Source organism: Geotalea daltonii FRC-32, assembly GCF_000022265.1.
Taxonomy (GTDB): domain Bacteria; phylum Desulfobacterota; class Desulfuromonadia; order Geobacterales; family Geobacteraceae; genus Geotalea; species Geotalea daltonii.
The window spans coordinates 4,133,708-4,149,350 of the sequence record NC_011979.1; the positions used below are offsets into that span (position 1 = coordinate 4,133,708).

Genomic DNA, 15,643 nt, shown 5'->3' on the forward strand with positions numbered 1-15,643 from the left:
TGAGAAAATATTAATATAATCTAAGGAGTCATGGCGTGAACTACAGACAAACTGGAAAGCTATTCTTTGTCGCACTCTGCATTACCGCAGTTTTCGGCTGCAAGGGGCAAACAGGTACCGGAGCCAAGGAAGAAAAGAAATCCGGGCCGGTCTTGGCAGAGGTCAATGGCTCGACCATTACCGGCAGCGATTTTAATAAAGAGGTGGAAGCGCTTCCCCCATACCTGAAGCCGATGGCAGAAACAGTGGAAGGCAAGAAGGAGCTGCTCGATACCATGGTGGTCCGGGAGCTTATTCTCCAGCAGGCGAAAAAGGATGGTATCGACAAGAGTCAGGCTGTAGCCGACAAGCTGGAAGAGTTGAAAAACCGGATTATCGTTGAGGCATTCCTGAAGAAAAAAGTCGAGGAGCAGGCAAAGATAGGCGACGCTGAGCTTCAGGATTTTTACAATAAGAACAAGGAAAAATTCCGCACCGGCGAACAGGTAAGAGCGAGCCACATTCTGGTGAAAACCGAGCCCGAGGCGCAAGAAATCCTCAAGCAGCTCAAAGCCGGGGGCAACTTCGAAGAGTTGGCGAAAAAACAATCCATCGATGCAGCCGCTGCAAAAGGAGGAGACTTGGGCTGGTTCGGCAAGGGGTCCATGCTCCCCGAATTCGAGAACGCTGTTTTCGGTCTCAAGGAAGGTGCAACCTCTGGCATAGTCCAGACCAAGTACGGTTACCACATCATCAAGCTCACAGGAAAGCGTCCTGCAGGTGTCAGACCTTTGGATGAGGTGAAAGAGCAGATTAAAGCTGCCATTCTTCCCGAGAAACAGCAGGAAGTGTTCAAGAAGCTTAAGGAAGATCTGAAAAAGGGCGCCAAGGTCACGGTGAAAGAAGATGCGCTCAAGACACTGGACGGTGAAAAACCTGCAGATAAATCTAACGCGCAGCCGCCAGCACCAGACAAGAAATAACCACCCTTTTTACTTTTGGAACTGCGGCCGGGCGTTTCGTCCGGCCGCTTTTTTGCACTAACCCGAGCCCATGGAAGCCATTATGAACAAGTTCTTGCTTTATTTTGCTGTCAGTGTCCTCTTCATTTGTCCCGCAGCTGCAAAAGGGGAGCTGATCACTGCAGTTGCCGCCATTGTCAACGACGATGTCATCACCACCCTTGAAGTGCAGAAAGAGACTGACCAGATAATCAAGGAGATGGAGAAAAAAGGCCCTGCCGAGACTCCGGACAAGGCTGCATTACGCAAAATTGCACTGGACCGCCTGATAGACAAAAAGCTGGTTGAGCAAAAGATTAAAGAGCTGGATATCAAGGTTCCCGAAGAGGAACTGAGGCAGTCCATTGAGGATGTAAAAAAACAGAACAACCTTACGCAGGAAGCTTTAGTTGCTGCCCTTGCAGGACAAGGACTTTCTTTTGAACAGTACAAGACCCAGCTCAGGGAACAACTTGAGCGCCTGAGGCTGATGAGCCAGGAAGTGCGCTCAAAGATTCAGGTAGGGGAGCGTGAAATCAGGGAATATTACGAAGCCAATCACAACCGTTACGGCGAAGAAGAGTTCTTCCGCGCCCGCCACATATTCTTCAAGGTCGGCAAAGATGCGCCGGAGAGTGAAGCGGCAAAGGTAATGACGACGGCAACGCAGGTTTTGCAGGAGGCTCGGAGCGGCAAGGATTTCGCCGAGCTGGCCAGGCAGTTCTCGGACGACCCCGCGGCAAAAAAGGATGGCGGAGACCTTGGTACCTTTAAAAAAGGGGACATGATAGGGGAGATTGAAGCCGCAGTCAGCGGCATGAAACCTGGAGAGGTCAGCGATCCGGTCAAGACTGCCGCCGGTTTCCATATCATCAAGTTGGAAGAACGCAGCAAAGGCAAGCCGCGGCCCTTTGAAGAGGTAAAGGCGGAAATCGAAGATCTTCTCTATAAAAAGAAATCGGAAGAGCGGTTCAACCAGTGGGTCAACGATCTTCGCAAAGGGGCCGCCATTGAAATAAAGCTGTGATTGGTGATTGGTGATTGGTGATTGGTGATTGGTGATTGGTGACTGGTGACTGGGAAAGCACCAGTTCCCCGATTCCAGTGCCTCCTCAGTGCCCCCTGTCCCTGCTTTTAGAGTCCTTTCTTCGACAGTTCTTCCAGCAGTTGCCGTTGTGGCCCGGTCAGTTGTTCCGGCACCTTTACCCCGACCCTGACGAAGAGATCACCGCGCCCGGACCCTGCCAGGCGCGGGAATCCAAGCCCCTTCAGCCGGATCTTCGTGCCCGGCTGGATGCCTGCCGGGACCTTGATCCTCTTGGTCCCATCCATGGTCGGCACATCCAGGGAGGCACCCAAGGCTGCTTCCGTGAACCTCACCTCCTGGGAGACGACGATGTCATCACCTTCCCGCTGCAGTACCGGATCTCCTCCGACTTTCACCGTAAGATAAAGGTCGCCGTTAGGCCCGCCATGGATGCCGCTGCCCCCCTTACCCTGCAGCCTCAGCTTGGCACCGTTCTCAATGCCGGCAGGAATCTTTACCGAAAGCTCCTCCCGCTGGCCGTCCTTCATGTAGGCAATGCGTTTTTCACAGCCACTAAACGCCTCATGAAAGGAAACGTTCGCTTCCATGGAAAAGTCATCACCCTTGCGGGGTCTCTGGGCGAACCGACCACCCCCCTGTTGGAAGCCACCAAAACCGCCGCCGAAGATGCGGGAAAATATGTCATCGGTACCGAAGCCTTTGTCCTTGAAAAGGTCTCCCACATCGAAACCGCGGAAAATATCCTCCTGGGAGAAGCGCTGGTGAAAACCGGTATCGCCAAACTGGTCGTACTGTGCCTTTTTCTGGGGATCGGAGAGAACCGCATAGGCTTCGTTTATCTCCTTGAATTTTTCCTCAGCCTCCTTATTGCCAGGGTTCTTGTCCGGATGATATTTGACGGCCAGCTTTCTGTAAGCTTTCTTGATCTCGTCGGCAGATGCCCCTTTTTTCAACCCAAGCACCTGATAATAGTCGGTGGTTGCCATGAATGTCCTTTCGCCATATATTCAATTCAGAATAGCCAATGTAATGGCGCAAAGTTCTTATGTCAACCATTGTAACACCAGCGTTTGCCTTGACAAGAAAGGTTAGAAGGGCTTAGTATTCAGCTGTTCCAGCCCCATCAAGCCCAACAGGGAGAGCTCCAAATGAAAAAAGCGATAATTGTAGGCGGCGGTATTACCGGTCTTGCAACAGCCTGGCTCCTGCGGGAGAAAGCAAAAAAAGCGGGGATGGAACTGGAAATAGCCCTTTTGGAGAAAGAAGAGCGGGTCGGTGGAAAGATCAGGAGCATTAAAGCAGATGGTTATCTCTGCGAATGGGGCCCTAACGGTTTTCTCGACAACAAGCCCCAGACCCTGGACCTGTGCCGGGACCTGCAGGCTGATTCGCAGCTGCTGCGCAGCAATGATAATGCAAGAAAACGTTTCATCTACTCGGAAGGCTTTTTGCACCAACTGCCTGAGAACGGTCCCTCTTTCTTCAAAAGCAAGCTTATCTCCTGGCCCGGAAAGTTGCGCCTCGCATTGGAACCCACCCCCTTCATCGCCAAAGCGCCAGATGGAGTGGACGAGACATTGGCCGCCTTCGGCCGACGCCGACTTGGTGACGAAGCGCTACGCAAGCTGATAGCGCCCATGGTTTCCGGCATTTTTGCCGGTGATCCTGAGACCATGTCCCTGCAGTCCTGCTTCCCGAGGATTGCCGAACTGGAACGTGAATACGGCGGACTGGTCATGGCCATGGTCAAGCTGGCGAAAAAGAAAAAACAGGAACTTGCCGAAGGTAAAGCGGTGGCAAGTGCGGCAGGGCCGGGCGGCATTCTCACCTCGTTCCGTGATGGTCTCCAGACCTTGACCGAAATCATCCGTGGCCAGCTGGGTTGCGAAGTGCTCTCTGTCGGTGAAGAGGTTGTCAGGATCCGCAAGGGAAGCTCGGTACCGTACCGGGTCGAGACGACCAGCAGGGAGCTTGATGCCGACGTGGTCGTGCTGGCGACCCCGGCCTACGCTACGGGGCAGATGCTGGAAGGACTGGACAGTGCCATGACCGGCATCCTTGGTCAGATTCCCTATGCAACGATGAGCGTTGTCTGCTTAGGTTATGAGCAGGATAAGATCAGCCATGACCTGAACGGGTTCGGCTACCTGATTCCCAAGGGAGAAGGAATGAATATCCTCGGTACCCTTTGGGATTCCAGCATCTTCGAAAACAGGGCACCCCAAGGCAGAGTGCTGCTGCGAAGCATGATGGGCGGAGCCTGTTTTCCCGAGTACATCAAGCTATCCGATGAGGAGGTGCAACGCAGGGTATGTGACAACCTGAAGACCATCATGGGAATAGCTGCGCCTCCAGATTTTGTCAGGATCTTCCGCCACGAAAAAGCAATCCCCCAGTACACCGTCGGGCACGGCAAAAGGCTGCAGGCCTTGCTGGATGCCGGACGGAATCACCAGGGGCTTTTGCTTACCGGCAACAGCTACCGAGGCATCGGTCTCAATGACTGTGTGGCGGCAGCCGTGAGGAGCAGCAACGAGGTTATGGAACATCTGCAGAAAAGATAGTCGCCGGTTGGAGCAGAGCACGTGCGGCCATGGAGGATTTCCCCCATGGCTCTTTCATCCTGTAACGGTAAAGTAAGCTTCAGGTCTCTCAGATGGCCATCCGTTGCTGTAAAGATGGAATAATTGACACTCTTGTCCCCCTTCTGCTATAAAAATAGTTCGGATATAAGTAATTGAGGCAGCAGGGATTAGTTGTTTTTCAGGAGAACGTGGATGATCGTTTATTGTGAAAAGTGCAACAGCAAGTTTCAGGTTGATGACGCAAAAATACCCGATACGGGCATCAAAGCCCGCTGTTCAGTTTGCTCACACGCATTTGTCTTGAAAAAAGAGCCTGTTGTGACCACATCTGCCTCCCAGCCTGGGCCAGCCGACCGACTGGCCCAGGCAGAACCCGTTCAGGCACAGGCTAAATCAGGCAGCACTACCGGATTTGACGCTTCCGTATTCAACGATACAGCTCCGGAAAGAGCCAAAAGTCAAAGCCCGCTCATGGGCAGCGGCGGGCCTTTTTTCTCGAGGTTTGCAACGGAAACTGCCGCGAAGCCGGTCAAAGACGCCGATGGACAAGGGGATGTTGTCGTCGAAATAACAGACAATGGCAGTTTTGACAACGCGGCAGAAATATACGAAACTGAAACGCAAGGTGCCGAAGGTTTGGCGGATGCTTTTTCCAAAGAGCCTGCCATGGCAGGCAAGCCGGAGTCTGGATATGATGCCTTTGCCACCTTTGTCGAGCGGCACAAACAAGACCCCCAGACAGGCCAATATCCAGGTCCGGCTGCAGCCGAAATGGAGAATGCAAAATCGGGATTTTCTGCGGCCAGCGGACAGTCAATGGCGAAAGCAGCTGCAGAGGCGATGTCTGCTACCCGCGTACCCGAGGTGGTAACATCTGTCGATGGGCAACTGCCTTCTAATCAGATTTCCAATAGAGCGATGAAGGGAATCATGACAAAGCTGGATGCCCAAGGAATGAACGACGACTATGTGGTGCAGATGGTCCACGAAATTTGTCAGGCGGTCAAGTATGTGGAAGGGGTGGAAAAACCCGACTGGACGACCAGGATGATGGGCCTCGACATGCTGTGCAAGATTCGTGGCCTTTATGCAGGCGAGAAGAAAGAGGATCCGGCAAACCGGCAGTTGCAGATAGTTACCGGCATCAACATGTGAAGAAGGAACATTTGTCGATGATGTTTTAAGACGGTCAGGGAGTAAACATCAGCCCTGGCCGTTTTTTTACCTACTGCAGGTATAAGGAGAAAACCATGGGCTCTTATCTGAAGTTTTCCGTTCTGGCGGTAACCATCCTCTTCCCTCTGTTGGCGACAGCCGGTGAAATTCCCCGCATTCCCTTCTCCCCCCGCATAACATCGGTCACCGTGTATCCCGATCGTGCCATGACCAGACGCACGGCAACTGTTGAACTGAAGCAGGGAAATTACCTGATTGGGATAAGCCCGCTGCCGGCACTCATGCATGATGACACAATCAGGGTTGATGGGTGTGGAAGCGCTGTGGCCACCATAACCGGGATGGAGATAAAGAGGAGCTTCCTCGACCAGACTCCGGAGAAAAGGGCCAGGGAACTGGAAGAGGAAATAAAAAAACTGCAGCGGGTGCTGGCTGGCCTTGACGCGCGCAAGGGTGGACTTGCCGCCCAGAAGGGATTCATTGACTCAATAAAGTTGGCTTGGGGTGAGCGCATTTCCAAGGAACTGGCGGTGGGTAAACCAACTACGGCAGATCTGGACGAAGCGTTGAATTTCATTGGCAACGGCATTACCGCCGCTGAAGAGAAAAGCCTCGACCTGGAGATGGAGAAGGCTAAGGTCAAGGAAAAGATCGATGCCCTGACCAGTGAGCTGGAAGCCGGCCGCGGTACTGCCAGGAAAGAGGCGAAGGTGGTGGAAGTAACGGTGGAAGTCGCAAAGGCTGGAAGTCTTACCCTTGAGCTGTCCGGGGTTGTAAGCCATGCCGGATGGGAGCCGGCCTACGATGCACGATTGGCCGGTGATGCAAAATCAGTAGAGTTTACTTTTAAGGGCCAGGTCCGGCAGCAAACCGGCGAGGACTGGAATAATGTGGATCTATACCTTTCCACGGCACGACCGGCCATTGGGGGGAATCCCCCCTCCCTCTATCCGTGGCGCCTGTCCTTTTATCGCCCCATGCCAGTATATCCCGCGGCAGCAGCCATGGCAGCGCCTGCCTATAGAAGTAAGGCTCAGGTGCTGAAAGAAGAAAGATTTGACGAGGCGCCGGAGGCTGAGGAACAGGCACAGCATTTGACAGCCGATGTGGGTCAAGAGCAGACTTCGCTCCTCTTTCATATCCGCCGCCCTGTAGATATTCCCTCCGACGGCACCAGCCATGGGACGACGGTGGCCATTGAAAAACTGCCGGTGCAGGTGGATTACCTGGCGATCCCCAAACTTTCCCCATATGCCTACCTCAGGTCCCAGATCATCAACGGTGCTGCCTATCCTCTTCTTCCCGGCAAGGTCAATATCTTCACCGGGGGTAATTTCATCGGCTCCGGACACCTGCGGAAGGTGGCAGCCGGTGAGAAGTTCGAGCTGTTCTTCGGGGTGGATGATCAGGTTTCCATCAAGCGGGAAGAGTTGAAGCGCCACAAGGAGGCAGGGCTGTTCGGCAAGAATCGCCAGACATACGGCTATAAAATCGAGGTCACCAATTATCGCAGGGAAGCAACTACCATCGTCATTAACGATCAACTACCCTTACCCGGCGATGAGGAAATAAAGGTCACCCTTGGAGAGCCCAGCATAAAGCCAGAAGAAATAAAAACGGACGGAACCCTTGTCTGGAAACTGCCGGTTGATCCTGGAACAAAGCGGGAAATATCCTTCAGCATTCAGGTGGAATATCCGAAGGATCGGGAGGTAAGCGGCTTGTAGAAAGCCAGACATCGGTAACCGTAACCTGCAAGAAAAAAAAGGGTCCGGAAAACTTCCCGGACCCAAACCCCTCCAACAAACTCTCAGTCACCAGCCTCAGAACTCCTGAGGCATGGCCTTGACCTGGGCAGCAGTGAATACTGGTCCATCCTTGCAGACGTAGACATTGCCCACATTGCACCGGCCGCATTTCCCCAGTCCGCATTTCATACGATTTTCCAAGGTCGTATAAATGGCGTCATCCTTGAAGCCCAGCTTTTCCAGCACCGGCAGGGTAAATTTGATCATAATCGGCGGGCCACAGACCAGGCCAATCGTGTTTTCTGCGGCAGGGGCGGCCTCTTCCAGGATGGTGGGCACAAAGCCGACCTTGCCGTCCCATTCAGGGCCATTTCCACCCGGATCCACCGTCTTCACCAGCTTCACGTCCCCCCGCTCCTGCCAATCCTTCAATTCCTGCTTATAGACAAGATCGGCCTCGGTGCGGGCACCATAGACTATGGTGATGTCGCCGAACTTGTCACGCCAGTCGAGACAGTTCCAGATCACTGTCCGTAAGGGGGGAAGCGCTATTCCTCCCGCCACAAAAACCAGGTTCTTGCCGAAGAACTGCTCGATGGGAAAGGAGTTGCCGTAGGGGCCGCGCACGCCGATGGTTTCACCCACCTCAAGCCGGCGCAGGGCTTCGGTAACCCTACCGGTGGCCCTGAAACAACACTCGACGAAACCCTTGCGGGTGGGGGAAGAGGCGATGCAGAAAGTGGACTCGCCGGCGCCAAAAGCAGAGTACTCGGCGAACTGGCCGGCGCGGAAGGAAAATGTATCCCTTACCTGCTCGTCCTGGAACACCAGCCGCAAGGTGCGCACGTCCGGGGTTTCATCGATGATCGATTCGATGGTGACGAGATACGGTCTATAGATATTTTTGTTGTGATCGCACATAAGATGCCTTTTCACCACGAAGGCACGAAGGGCAAGAAGAAATCATCTCAGGATAAAAACAAATGTCAAAACGGTTTTGCCTTTGATCCTGATTGTCCTGAATTGTGTCTTTCGTCTTTCCTTTGTGCTCTTCGTGTCTTCGTGGTGGATTTATTGTTTTTGAATCTTCTCCAGGACCGCCTTGATATCGATCCCCACGGGGCAATGCCGGATGCATCTGCCACAGCCGGTACAGAGGGTCTGGCCGAACTTGTCACCGTAGTACTTGAATTTGTGCATGATCCGGTTTCGGTAGCGCTTGTTCTGGATATCGCGGGGATTGTGGCCCGAGGCGTGGTTGGTGAACTTGCCGAAGCCGCAGGCATCCCAGCTCTTCCGCCGTGCTCCCTTGGCATCAGTCCCCTCATCGACGATATCGAAGCAATGGCAGACCGGGCAGAGGAAGGCACAGGCGCCGCAGCCGGCACAGCGATCGGCGATCTCCTGCCAGAGAGGGCTTTCAAAGTTTTCAGTAAGCCAGGTCTTGATCTCGGCCAAATCCAGGCGAAACGCCACAGGTTCCGACACAGGCAGCGGCTTTGTTTCCCCCTGCTCACCGAAAAGCGATGCATATCGACCCAGAAAAGCCTTCCCCTTTTCCGTGAAACCATCACAGGCATAGCCTCCTTCGGTCAAGGGGGTAAGAAAAAGATCCGACCCTTTGCTGTCCTGGGGAGAGAGTCCTGTAGCCGTACAGAAACATGCGTCGTCAGCAGTGGCACAGGCCAACCCGATGATGGTGGTCTTACGGCGGCGCTCAAGGAAAAACTCGTCGTTGTAATCCCAGGTGAAAACGGCATCGAGAATGGAAGGCGCAGCAGCATCGCAGGGACGCGCCCCAACAAGAACGGTCTCGGGAAAAGCGGCCACATCCACATCTGCCACCTTTACCCCATCACAGTTTCTCTCATAGGTGAGGATGGTTTCGCAGAGGGGGAAGAAGGTCTCCTTGGCCGAGCGTCGTGGCAGAGTGCCAAGTGCCAGTTGCTCGCCACTGTCAAGCGGCTCGTAAAGGATTATGCTGCCGCTCTGCCTGGGCGCAACAACGCGTGTCCCCTCTTTGATGAGGATATCGATAAGGATACAGAGGTTCTGGTCAGTAATCGTTTTCTGCATTTTGTTTCCTGTAGGGGCAACCCCCTGTGGTTGCCCGGATGATGGGCGGCTACGGGTAGCCGCCCTACGAAATTATTTGATGAAACTCTGGTCGTCATTATCTTTATACTCTGCCAGCGGCCCCTTCTCCACTGGAGTGAGCCCAGCCTCGAAGTCATAGAGTGCCTTCAGCTCCTTGGCCATTTTCCGGTTAAGGAGGTTCAAGGGGATATCCATGGGGCAGGCCCGTTCGCATTCGGCACAACCGGCGCAGCGTCCTGCCAGGTGCATGGCACGGACGATGTGCCAGGCTGTGTTCCCTGCCGGACGAGGTGTTGTCTCCACTGCCTGTGGACGGTTACGGTCGCACATGCACTGCTCGCAGTAGCAGAAAGGGCAGACCTGGCGGCAGGCCAGGCAGCGAATGCAGCGGGAAAAGTGCTCCTTCCAGAAGGCCCAGCGCTCCCCAGGGGTCATCGCCTCCAGCCGTGCCAGCTCTTCGCCCTCCAGCGGGGTCAGTTCCGGCAGGTCAGGGGTTGTTCCCACAATGAGATCAGCCCCTTCAGGTGTATGGACGGAGCACTCGCGGCACTTGCGCGAAATGTTTCCGGCGGTAAGCGGCTCACTGTTCGCAGGTCCGTTCCCTTTTACCCCGGCGCAGGCGACGCCAATGATATAGAGATCCTCCCTTTTGAGCTGTGATTCACCCAAGAGCCCTGCCAGGGCCCGCATGTCGCATCCCTTGGCGACGATGGCTATCTTGCCGGCTCGGCGGATCTCTTTCTTGGCCTTGGTCAGGTAGAGGGCCAGGTTGTTGACGCAAGCCGGCGAGAAGATGAGTTCACTGGCCTTAGCCGGATCGGTAATGATATGGGGGATTGCGGTGCCGGCCAGGCGACCGGCCTTATAGCCGATGACGGCTGTGACGCTGCCGCCGGCAAGCAGTTTGGCCGCTTCCTTCCCGATGATTTCGCTGGTGGCGGCGTACCCGGTGGTATCGATGGAGGGGGTTACTGCGATTTTTTCTGCCGTATTGTTCATGTATAACCTTCAGTACGAGTCTTTCCAGCTTTAGATGCTACCATAGGCCTCTTGCAGCTCCGGTGTGTCCAGTGCCCCTGACCAGTGTTCCTCTGTCTCCAGTTCCTTGAATTCGGTCATCGGCCCCAGCACTCTGATTCGCTCGGTCAGTTCCGTTACCACCTCCACCCATTTCCCCCCCTCGGCAGCCGATACCCAGGAAAACTGGAGACGATTGAGATCGACACCGACAAACTCCAGCAGTTGACGAAAGGCGGCAAAGCGGCGGCGGGCATGAAAATTCCCCGCCATGTAATGGCAGTCGCCAGGATGGCAGCCGGAGACCAGCACCCCATCAGCACCGCGCTGGAAGGCACGAAGGATAAAAACCGGATCGATGCGCCCCGTGCAGGGGAATTTCAGCACCCGGACGTTGGCCGGATACTGCATGCGGCTTGTCCCCGCCAGGTCCGCCCCGGCGTAGGTGCACCAGGTGCAGACGAAGGCGACGATTTTTGGTTCGAGCTCATGATGTTGTTTTTCTGGATGCATGATTAAAACCTTTCACCACGAAGACACGAAGGACACGAAGAAATCAAAAACTTTTTAGGTGTAAAGCCAAGCCATAGGATCTATCCGGCTTTTTGTTCCGTCTTTCGCCTTCCTTCGTGCTCTTCGTGCCCTTCGTGGTGGATTTGTTATCTTACAACGCCTCTATCATGGCAATGATCTGTTCATCGGTATAGCCGTCCAATTCCATGTCCCCGCCAGGTCCGCCCCGGCGTAGGTGCACCAGGTGCAGACAAAGGCGACGATTTTTGGTTCGAGCTCGTGATGTTGTTTTTCTGGATGCATGATTAAAACCTTTCACCACGAAGACACGAAGGACACGAAGAAATCAAAAACTTTTTAGGTGTAAAGCCAAGCCATAGGATCTATCCGGCTTTTTGTTCCGTCTTTCGCCTTCCTTCGTGCTCTTCGTGCCTTCGTGGTGGATTTGTTTTTCCTACAACGCCTCTATCATGGCAATGATCTGTTCATCGGTATAGCCGTCCAATTCCATGTCCCCGCCAGGTCCGCCCCGGCGTAGGTGCACCAGGTGCAGACAAAGGCGACGATTTTTGGTTCGAGCTCGTGATGTTGTTTTTCTGGATGCATGATTAAAACCTTTCACCACGAAGACACGAAGGACACGAAGAAATCAAAAACTTTTAGCTCAGGATCTATCCGGCTTTTTGTTCCGTCTTTCGCCTTCCTTCGTGCTCTTCGTGCCTTCGTGGTGGATTTGTTTTTCCTACAACGCCTCTATCATGGCAATGATCTGTTCATCGGTATAGCCGTCCAATTCCACACTCTTGGACGGACAGGTGGCCTGGCAGGTGCCGCAGCCGCCGCAGACGCCGGGATTAACATAGGCGACGACCCTTATCAGGTTCCCCTGGCGGTCCCTGATTTCCTTCTCTTCGATGGCGCCATAGGGGCAGACTTTCTTACAGTAAAAACAGCCGACACAATTTTTCTCGTTGACCCGGGCCACGATCGGCTCCCGCTCCAGCTGATCCTTGGCGAAAAGGGTCATCACCTTGGCCGCTGCTGCCGAAGCCTGACTCACCGTATCGGGTATATCCTTCGGCCCCTGGCAGGCTCCGGCCAGATAGATGCCGGCCGTGGCGCACTCCACCGGTCTGAGTTTCGCGTGGGCTTCGGAGTAGAAATTGTATTTGTCGTAGGAAATACCAAGCTTCTGGGCCAGGCTGTCAGCGCCGGGCTGGGCCTGGACTGCCGTCGCCAATACCACCAGGTCGGCCTCGATTTCCACCTGTACCCCGACCAGGGTATCGCTCCCCATAACCACCACCTTGTCCCCCTTCTGGTAGAGCCGGGAAACCATGCCGCGTATATAGACCGCCTCCTCTTCCTCCACCGCCCGCCGCCAAAACTCATCATAGCTCTTGCCGGGGGTGCGGGCATCCATATAGAAGACGTAAGCCTGGCCGTCGTGAACCTTGTGGTGGTAAAGCATGGTATGCTTGGCAGTGTACATGCAGCAGATCTTGGAGCAGTAGGAAATGCCCTTTTCCCTGGCCCTGCTGCCAACGCACTGGATGAAAACCACCTGCTTAGGTTCCTTGCCGTCTGAAGGACGGAGGATTTTTCCGCCCGTAGGGCCGGATGCACTGGCGAGGCGTTCGAAAGTCAAGCCGTCGATGACATCAGGGATGGTGCCGTAACCGAATTCGCCATAACCTTCGATGGGGCTTACTTCCGGCTTCCGATCAATGGAGTAGAGGTCGAACCCGGTGGCAACAACGATGGCGCCGACCGGCTCCATTACAAGCTGGTCCTGCTGTTCGAAATCTATGGCCTGGGGTCCGCATACCTTGGCACAGAGGCCGCATTTACCGGCTCTGAACTTGAGGCAGTTTTCCCGGTCGATTACCGGCGTATTGGGTACCGCCTGGGGAAAGGGGACATAAATGGCAGAGCGCAGGCCCAGATCCTGGTCGAATTTGTTGGGGATTTTCTTCTGCGGGCATTTGGCCATGCAGATACCGCAGCCGGTGCACGTATCCTCATCAACAGAGCGGGCCTTTTTGCGGATGGTGACGGAGAAGTTGCCGATATAGCCATCGATGCTTTCGATCTCCGACCAGGTGTAGAGCTTTATGTTGGGATGATTGGCGGCATCGACCATCTTCGGCGTCATGATGCATTGGGAACAGTCAAGGGTGGGAAAGGTCTCGGAAAGCTGGGCCATATGGCCACCGATTGAAGGCTCGCGCTCGACGAGCACCACCTGGTGTCCGGCGTCGGCGATGTCCAGGGCAGCCTGGATGCCGGCAATACCGCCGCCGATGACCAGCGAACGCTTGGTGACCGGGACGGTGATCGGTTCCAATGATTTTCCCCGCTTCACCCGCTCCACCATCAGCCGGACCATATCGCTCGCCTTGGCCGTCGCTTCTTCCCGGTCCTCATGAACCCATGAGCAGTGCTCGCGGATGTTGGCCATGTCGCACATGAACGGGTTGAGGCCAGCTGCCTGGGCCGCCTTGCGGAAGGTCTTCTCATGCATGCGCGGACTGCAAGCCGCGACGACGATACCGGTGAGTTTGTGCTCGGCCACGGCCTTTTTCAGCAAGTTCTGCCCAGGATCGGAGCACATGTACTTATATTCGGTGGCGTAGGCAACGCCGGGCAGCCTGCCTGCAGAAGCTGCAACCCGCTCCACGTCTACAGTTCGGGAGATGTTCTCTCCACAGTGACAAATGAATACGCCGATTCTTGACATTTATACGTTCCTCGTAGGGGCGACCCTGTGTGGTCGCCCTGCCCATGCGGTCGACCGTTCAGGGCAGGCACACGGGCCTGCCCCTACAGTAATTTCTTTTCCTTCAACAGGGGCAACGGGCTGACCATCATGCTTTCCAGTCCCAGGCGGCTGGAGGATAATCCGACCGCCAGCCCCACCATCTGGGTGATATAAAAGACAGGCATGCCATACTGGACCTTATACCCTTCCTCGATCTCCTGCTGACGGATGTCCAGGTTACCGTGGCAGAGCGGGCAGGCGACCATGACGCAGTCGGCGCCTGCAGCCTTGGCCGAGGCAAGTATGGCATTTGAAAGCTGCAGGACAACGCCGGGGCGCGACAGGGTGAAGTTGGCGCCGCAGCATTCGAGACGGTGCGACCAGGAAACAGGTTCGGCTCCAAGAGCAGCCAGGACGTTTTCCATAATGCTCGGGGCTTCACAGTCATCCAGCTCCGGCACCTCAGGAGGACGGGTCAGCAGACAACCGTAGTAGCAAGCGACCTTGAGGCCGTTCAATGGTTTGGTTACCGCCTGTTCAAGTTTATCCAGGCCAAAATCCCTGGCCAGGATCTCCAGCAGGTGTTTGACCTTCTTCTCCATTGGCGCCGGGGCGGCAATAGCCTTCTCCACCTGTTTGCGCTGGATATCGTTGTGCCTCAGATGATGCTGGGTAGTCTTGAGCCGCGAAAAACAGGCGGCACAGGCCACGGCCAAATCCCCCTTTACCTCTTCGGCCAGAGAAAGATTCTTGGCACACAGGGAGAGGGAGAGCAGTTCATCCACGTTGTGGGCCGGAGTCGCACCGCAGCAGAACCAGTCTGGCACTTCCTCCAGTCCGATTTTTAGCGCCTTGCAGACACCGCGGGTGGAGATATCATATTCCTTGGCCGAGGCATGGAGGGAACAGCCGGGATAATAGGCGTAACTGAGGATCTTTTTACCGGGGGTCACGGCGCCTCCCCTTTGTTCCGCATGGTTTCAATGCGGCTGAAGATGTTTTCTATTTCAGAGATGTTCCTGTTTTTCGAATGGAACATTTTCAGCTTGCCCCGGGAAAGGAGCTTGGGGCCGAGCAGCAGGTCCTTCATGAACTGACCGCTCTTGACATTGAAGACGGCGCCAAGGCGCATTTCGTACTGGCGGCCATAGGTACGGATGTTATCAATGAAGAGCCGGTTGGCCAGCTGAACGAAACTTTCCTTCGAGGGCCCGTCAGCATCCCACGAAAGCTTGCGCAGGGCATCCATGATGGCTGCCAGATTGACTTTGTTGGGACAGCGGGTGGCACAGGTCTCACAGGATGCGCAGTACCAGATGGAACGCCCGGCCAGTATCCGCTCCCACTGGCCCAGCTGAAGCAGGCGAACCACCCGGTTAGGGGGATGTTCCATGAAGCTGGCCATGGGGCATCCGGCCGAGCATTTACCGCACTGGAAACAACGGCGGACCGAGGTGCCGGAGAGGGCCTCGACTTTATCGACGAAACCGATGTTCATGGTTTCGTTGGACAGGAGCATTTTTTTGCGTTTCACCGCTCCACCTCTTTTTATCTTTCAAATCATTTTTTAAAAAAGAACATTTTTAGCAAGGTTAAAATATCTTGCAAGCAATAGCCATATAAAATAACTAGTTAGGCAATAAAATTTAATATCGATAAAAATTGAATAACATACTGGAAAGCGCTTTGTCAACATTAATGGCATGATGGCCTGATAA

Annotated in this window: 15 protein-coding genes; 5 read left to right on the forward strand and 10 right to left on the reverse strand. The window is 54.6% G+C overall.

Features of this window, described 5'->3' with window-relative positions; genetic code table 11:
- Positions 1–35 precede the first annotated feature (35 nt).
- A complete protein-coding gene (locus GEOB_RS18515; RefSeq protein WP_012648777.1) occupies positions 36–962 on the forward strand; it encodes a peptidylprolyl isomerase in 927 nt (308 codons plus the stop codon).
- 82 nt (positions 963–1,044) lie between these two features.
- Entirely contained in the window at positions 1,045–2,007 is a 963-nt protein-coding gene (locus GEOB_RS18520; RefSeq protein ID WP_012648778.1) for a peptidylprolyl isomerase, read from the forward strand.
- A 107-nt stretch (positions 2,008–2,114) separates the two neighbouring features.
- On the opposite strand, the gene GEOB_RS18525 is transcribed toward GEOB_RS18520, so the two are convergent.
- Positions 2,115–3,014, reverse strand: coding sequence for a DnaJ C-terminal domain-containing protein (locus GEOB_RS18525; RefSeq protein WP_012648779.1), 900 nt, complete (start codon positions 3,012–3,014; stop codon positions 2,115–2,117).
- Between the two features lie 162 nt (positions 3,015–3,176).
- Here GEOB_RS18525 and hemG point away from each other — a divergent pair, with 162 nt between their 5' ends.
- From hemG to GEOB_RS18540, 3 genes are all read left to right on the forward strand, one after another.
- Positions 3,177–4,592, forward strand: a complete 1,416-nt coding sequence (gene hemG, locus GEOB_RS18530) for a protoporphyrinogen oxidase (protein ID WP_012648780.1) — start codon at positions 3,177–3,179, stop codon at positions 4,590–4,592.
- A 213-nt stretch (positions 4,593–4,805) separates the two neighbouring features.
- Positions 4,806–5,768 (forward strand): zinc-ribbon domain-containing protein, encoded by a 963-nt coding sequence (locus tag GEOB_RS18535; protein WP_012648781.1) that lies wholly within the window; start codon positions 4,806–4,808, stop codon positions 5,766–5,768.
- A 95-nt stretch (positions 5,769–5,863) separates the two neighbouring features.
- Positions 5,864–7,516 (forward strand): DUF4139 domain-containing protein, encoded by a 1,653-nt coding sequence (locus GEOB_RS18540; protein ID WP_012648782.1) that lies wholly within the window; start codon positions 5,864–5,866, stop codon positions 7,514–7,516.
- A 96-nt stretch (positions 7,517–7,612) separates the two neighbouring features.
- On the opposite strand, the gene GEOB_RS18545 is transcribed toward GEOB_RS18540, so the two are convergent.
- From GEOB_RS18545 to GEOB_RS18575, 9 genes are all read right to left on the reverse strand, one after another.
- Positions 7,613–8,458, reverse strand: a complete 846-nt coding sequence (locus GEOB_RS18545; protein ID WP_012648783.1) for an FAD/NAD(P)-binding protein — start codon at positions 8,456–8,458, stop codon at positions 7,613–7,615.
- Between the two features lie 150 nt (positions 8,459–8,608).
- Positions 8,609–9,613: a 4Fe-4S dicluster domain-containing protein gene (locus GEOB_RS18550; protein ID WP_012648784.1), complete on the reverse strand. Its 1,005-nt coding sequence runs from the start codon at positions 9,611–9,613 to the stop codon at positions 8,609–8,611.
- A gap of 72 nt (positions 9,614–9,685) precedes the next feature.
- Positions 9,686–10,633, reverse strand: coding sequence for a 4Fe-4S dicluster domain-containing protein (locus GEOB_RS18555; RefSeq protein ID WP_012648785.1), 948 nt, complete (start codon positions 10,631–10,633; stop codon positions 9,686–9,688).
- Positions 10,634–10,663: 30 nt separating this feature from the next.
- Positions 10,664–11,164 carry a hydrogenase iron-sulfur subunit gene (locus GEOB_RS18560; protein ID WP_012648786.1) on the reverse strand — a complete coding sequence of 167 codons (501 nt, stop codon included), beginning with the start codon at positions 11,162–11,164 and terminating at the stop codon, positions 10,664–10,666.
- A 165-nt stretch (positions 11,165–11,329) separates the two neighbouring features.
- Positions 11,330–11,467: a hydrogenase iron-sulfur subunit gene (locus GEOB_RS20225; protein ID WP_407638369.1), complete on the reverse strand. Its 138-nt coding sequence runs from the start codon at positions 11,465–11,467 to the stop codon at positions 11,330–11,332.
- 165 nt (positions 11,468–11,632) lie between these two features.
- Positions 11,633–11,770, reverse strand: a complete 138-nt coding sequence (locus tag GEOB_RS20230) for a hydrogenase iron-sulfur subunit (protein WP_407638369.1) — start codon at positions 11,768–11,770, stop codon at positions 11,633–11,635.
- A gap of 136 nt (positions 11,771–11,906) precedes the next feature.
- Positions 11,907–13,904: a CoB--CoM heterodisulfide reductase iron-sulfur subunit A family protein gene (locus GEOB_RS18565; RefSeq protein WP_012648787.1), complete on the reverse strand. Its 1,998-nt coding sequence runs from the start codon at positions 13,902–13,904 to the stop codon at positions 11,907–11,909.
- An 83-nt stretch (positions 13,905–13,987) separates the two neighbouring features.
- The gene (locus GEOB_RS18570; protein ID WP_012648788.1) at positions 13,988–14,878 is read right to left on the reverse strand and encodes a CoB--CoM heterodisulfide reductase iron-sulfur subunit B family protein; all 891 of its coding nucleotides are present in this window, start codon (positions 14,876–14,878) and stop codon (positions 13,988–13,990) included.
- A complete protein-coding gene (locus GEOB_RS18575; protein ID WP_012648789.1) occupies positions 14,875–15,459 on the reverse strand; it encodes a 4Fe-4S dicluster domain-containing protein in 585 nt (194 codons plus the stop codon). The genes GEOB_RS18570 and GEOB_RS18575 overlap by 4 nt, the downstream gene beginning before the upstream one ends.
- Positions 15,460–15,643 lie beyond the last annotated feature (184 nt).

Bases quoted from the DNA above. Each gene is read 5' to 3' on its own strand.
- GEOB_RS18520 (WP_012648778.1), top strand. From the start codon at position 1,045: ATGAACAAGTTCTTGCTTTATTTTGCTGTCAGTGTCCTCTTCATTTGT.
- GEOB_RS18525 (WP_012648779.1), bottom strand. From the start codon at position 3,014: ATGGCAACCACCGACTATTATCAGGTGCTTGGGTTGAAAAAAGGGGCA.
- hemG (WP_012648780.1), top strand. From the start codon at position 3,177: ATGAAAAAAGCGATAATTGTAGGCGGCGGTATTACCGGTCTTGCAACA.
- GEOB_RS18535 (WP_012648781.1), top strand. From the start codon at position 4,806: ATGATCGTTTATTGTGAAAAGTGCAACAGCAAGTTTCAGGTTGATGAC.
- GEOB_RS18540 (WP_012648782.1), top strand. From the start codon at position 5,864: ATGGGCTCTTATCTGAAGTTTTCCGTTCTGGCGGTAACCATCCTCTTC.
- GEOB_RS18545 (WP_012648783.1), bottom strand. From the start codon at position 8,458: ATGTGCGATCACAACAAAAATATCTATAGACCGTATCTCGTCACCATC.
- GEOB_RS18550 (WP_012648784.1), bottom strand. From the start codon at position 9,613: ATGCAGAAAACGATTACTGACCAGAACCTCTGTATCCTTATCGATATC.
- GEOB_RS18555 (WP_012648785.1), bottom strand. From the start codon at position 10,633: ATGAACAATACGGCAGAAAAAATCGCAGTAACCCCCTCCATCGATACC.
- GEOB_RS18560 (WP_012648786.1), bottom strand. From the start codon at position 11,164: ATGCATCCAGAAAAACAACATCATGAGCTCGAACCAAAAATCGTCGCC.
- GEOB_RS20225 (WP_407638369.1), bottom strand. From the start codon at position 11,467: ATGCATCCAGAAAAACAACATCACGAGCTCGAACCAAAAATCGTCGCC.
- GEOB_RS20230 (WP_407638369.1), bottom strand. From the start codon at position 11,770: ATGCATCCAGAAAAACAACATCACGAGCTCGAACCAAAAATCGTCGCC.
- GEOB_RS18565 (WP_012648787.1), bottom strand. From the start codon at position 13,904: ATGTCAAGAATCGGCGTATTCATTTGTCACTGTGGAGAGAACATCTCC.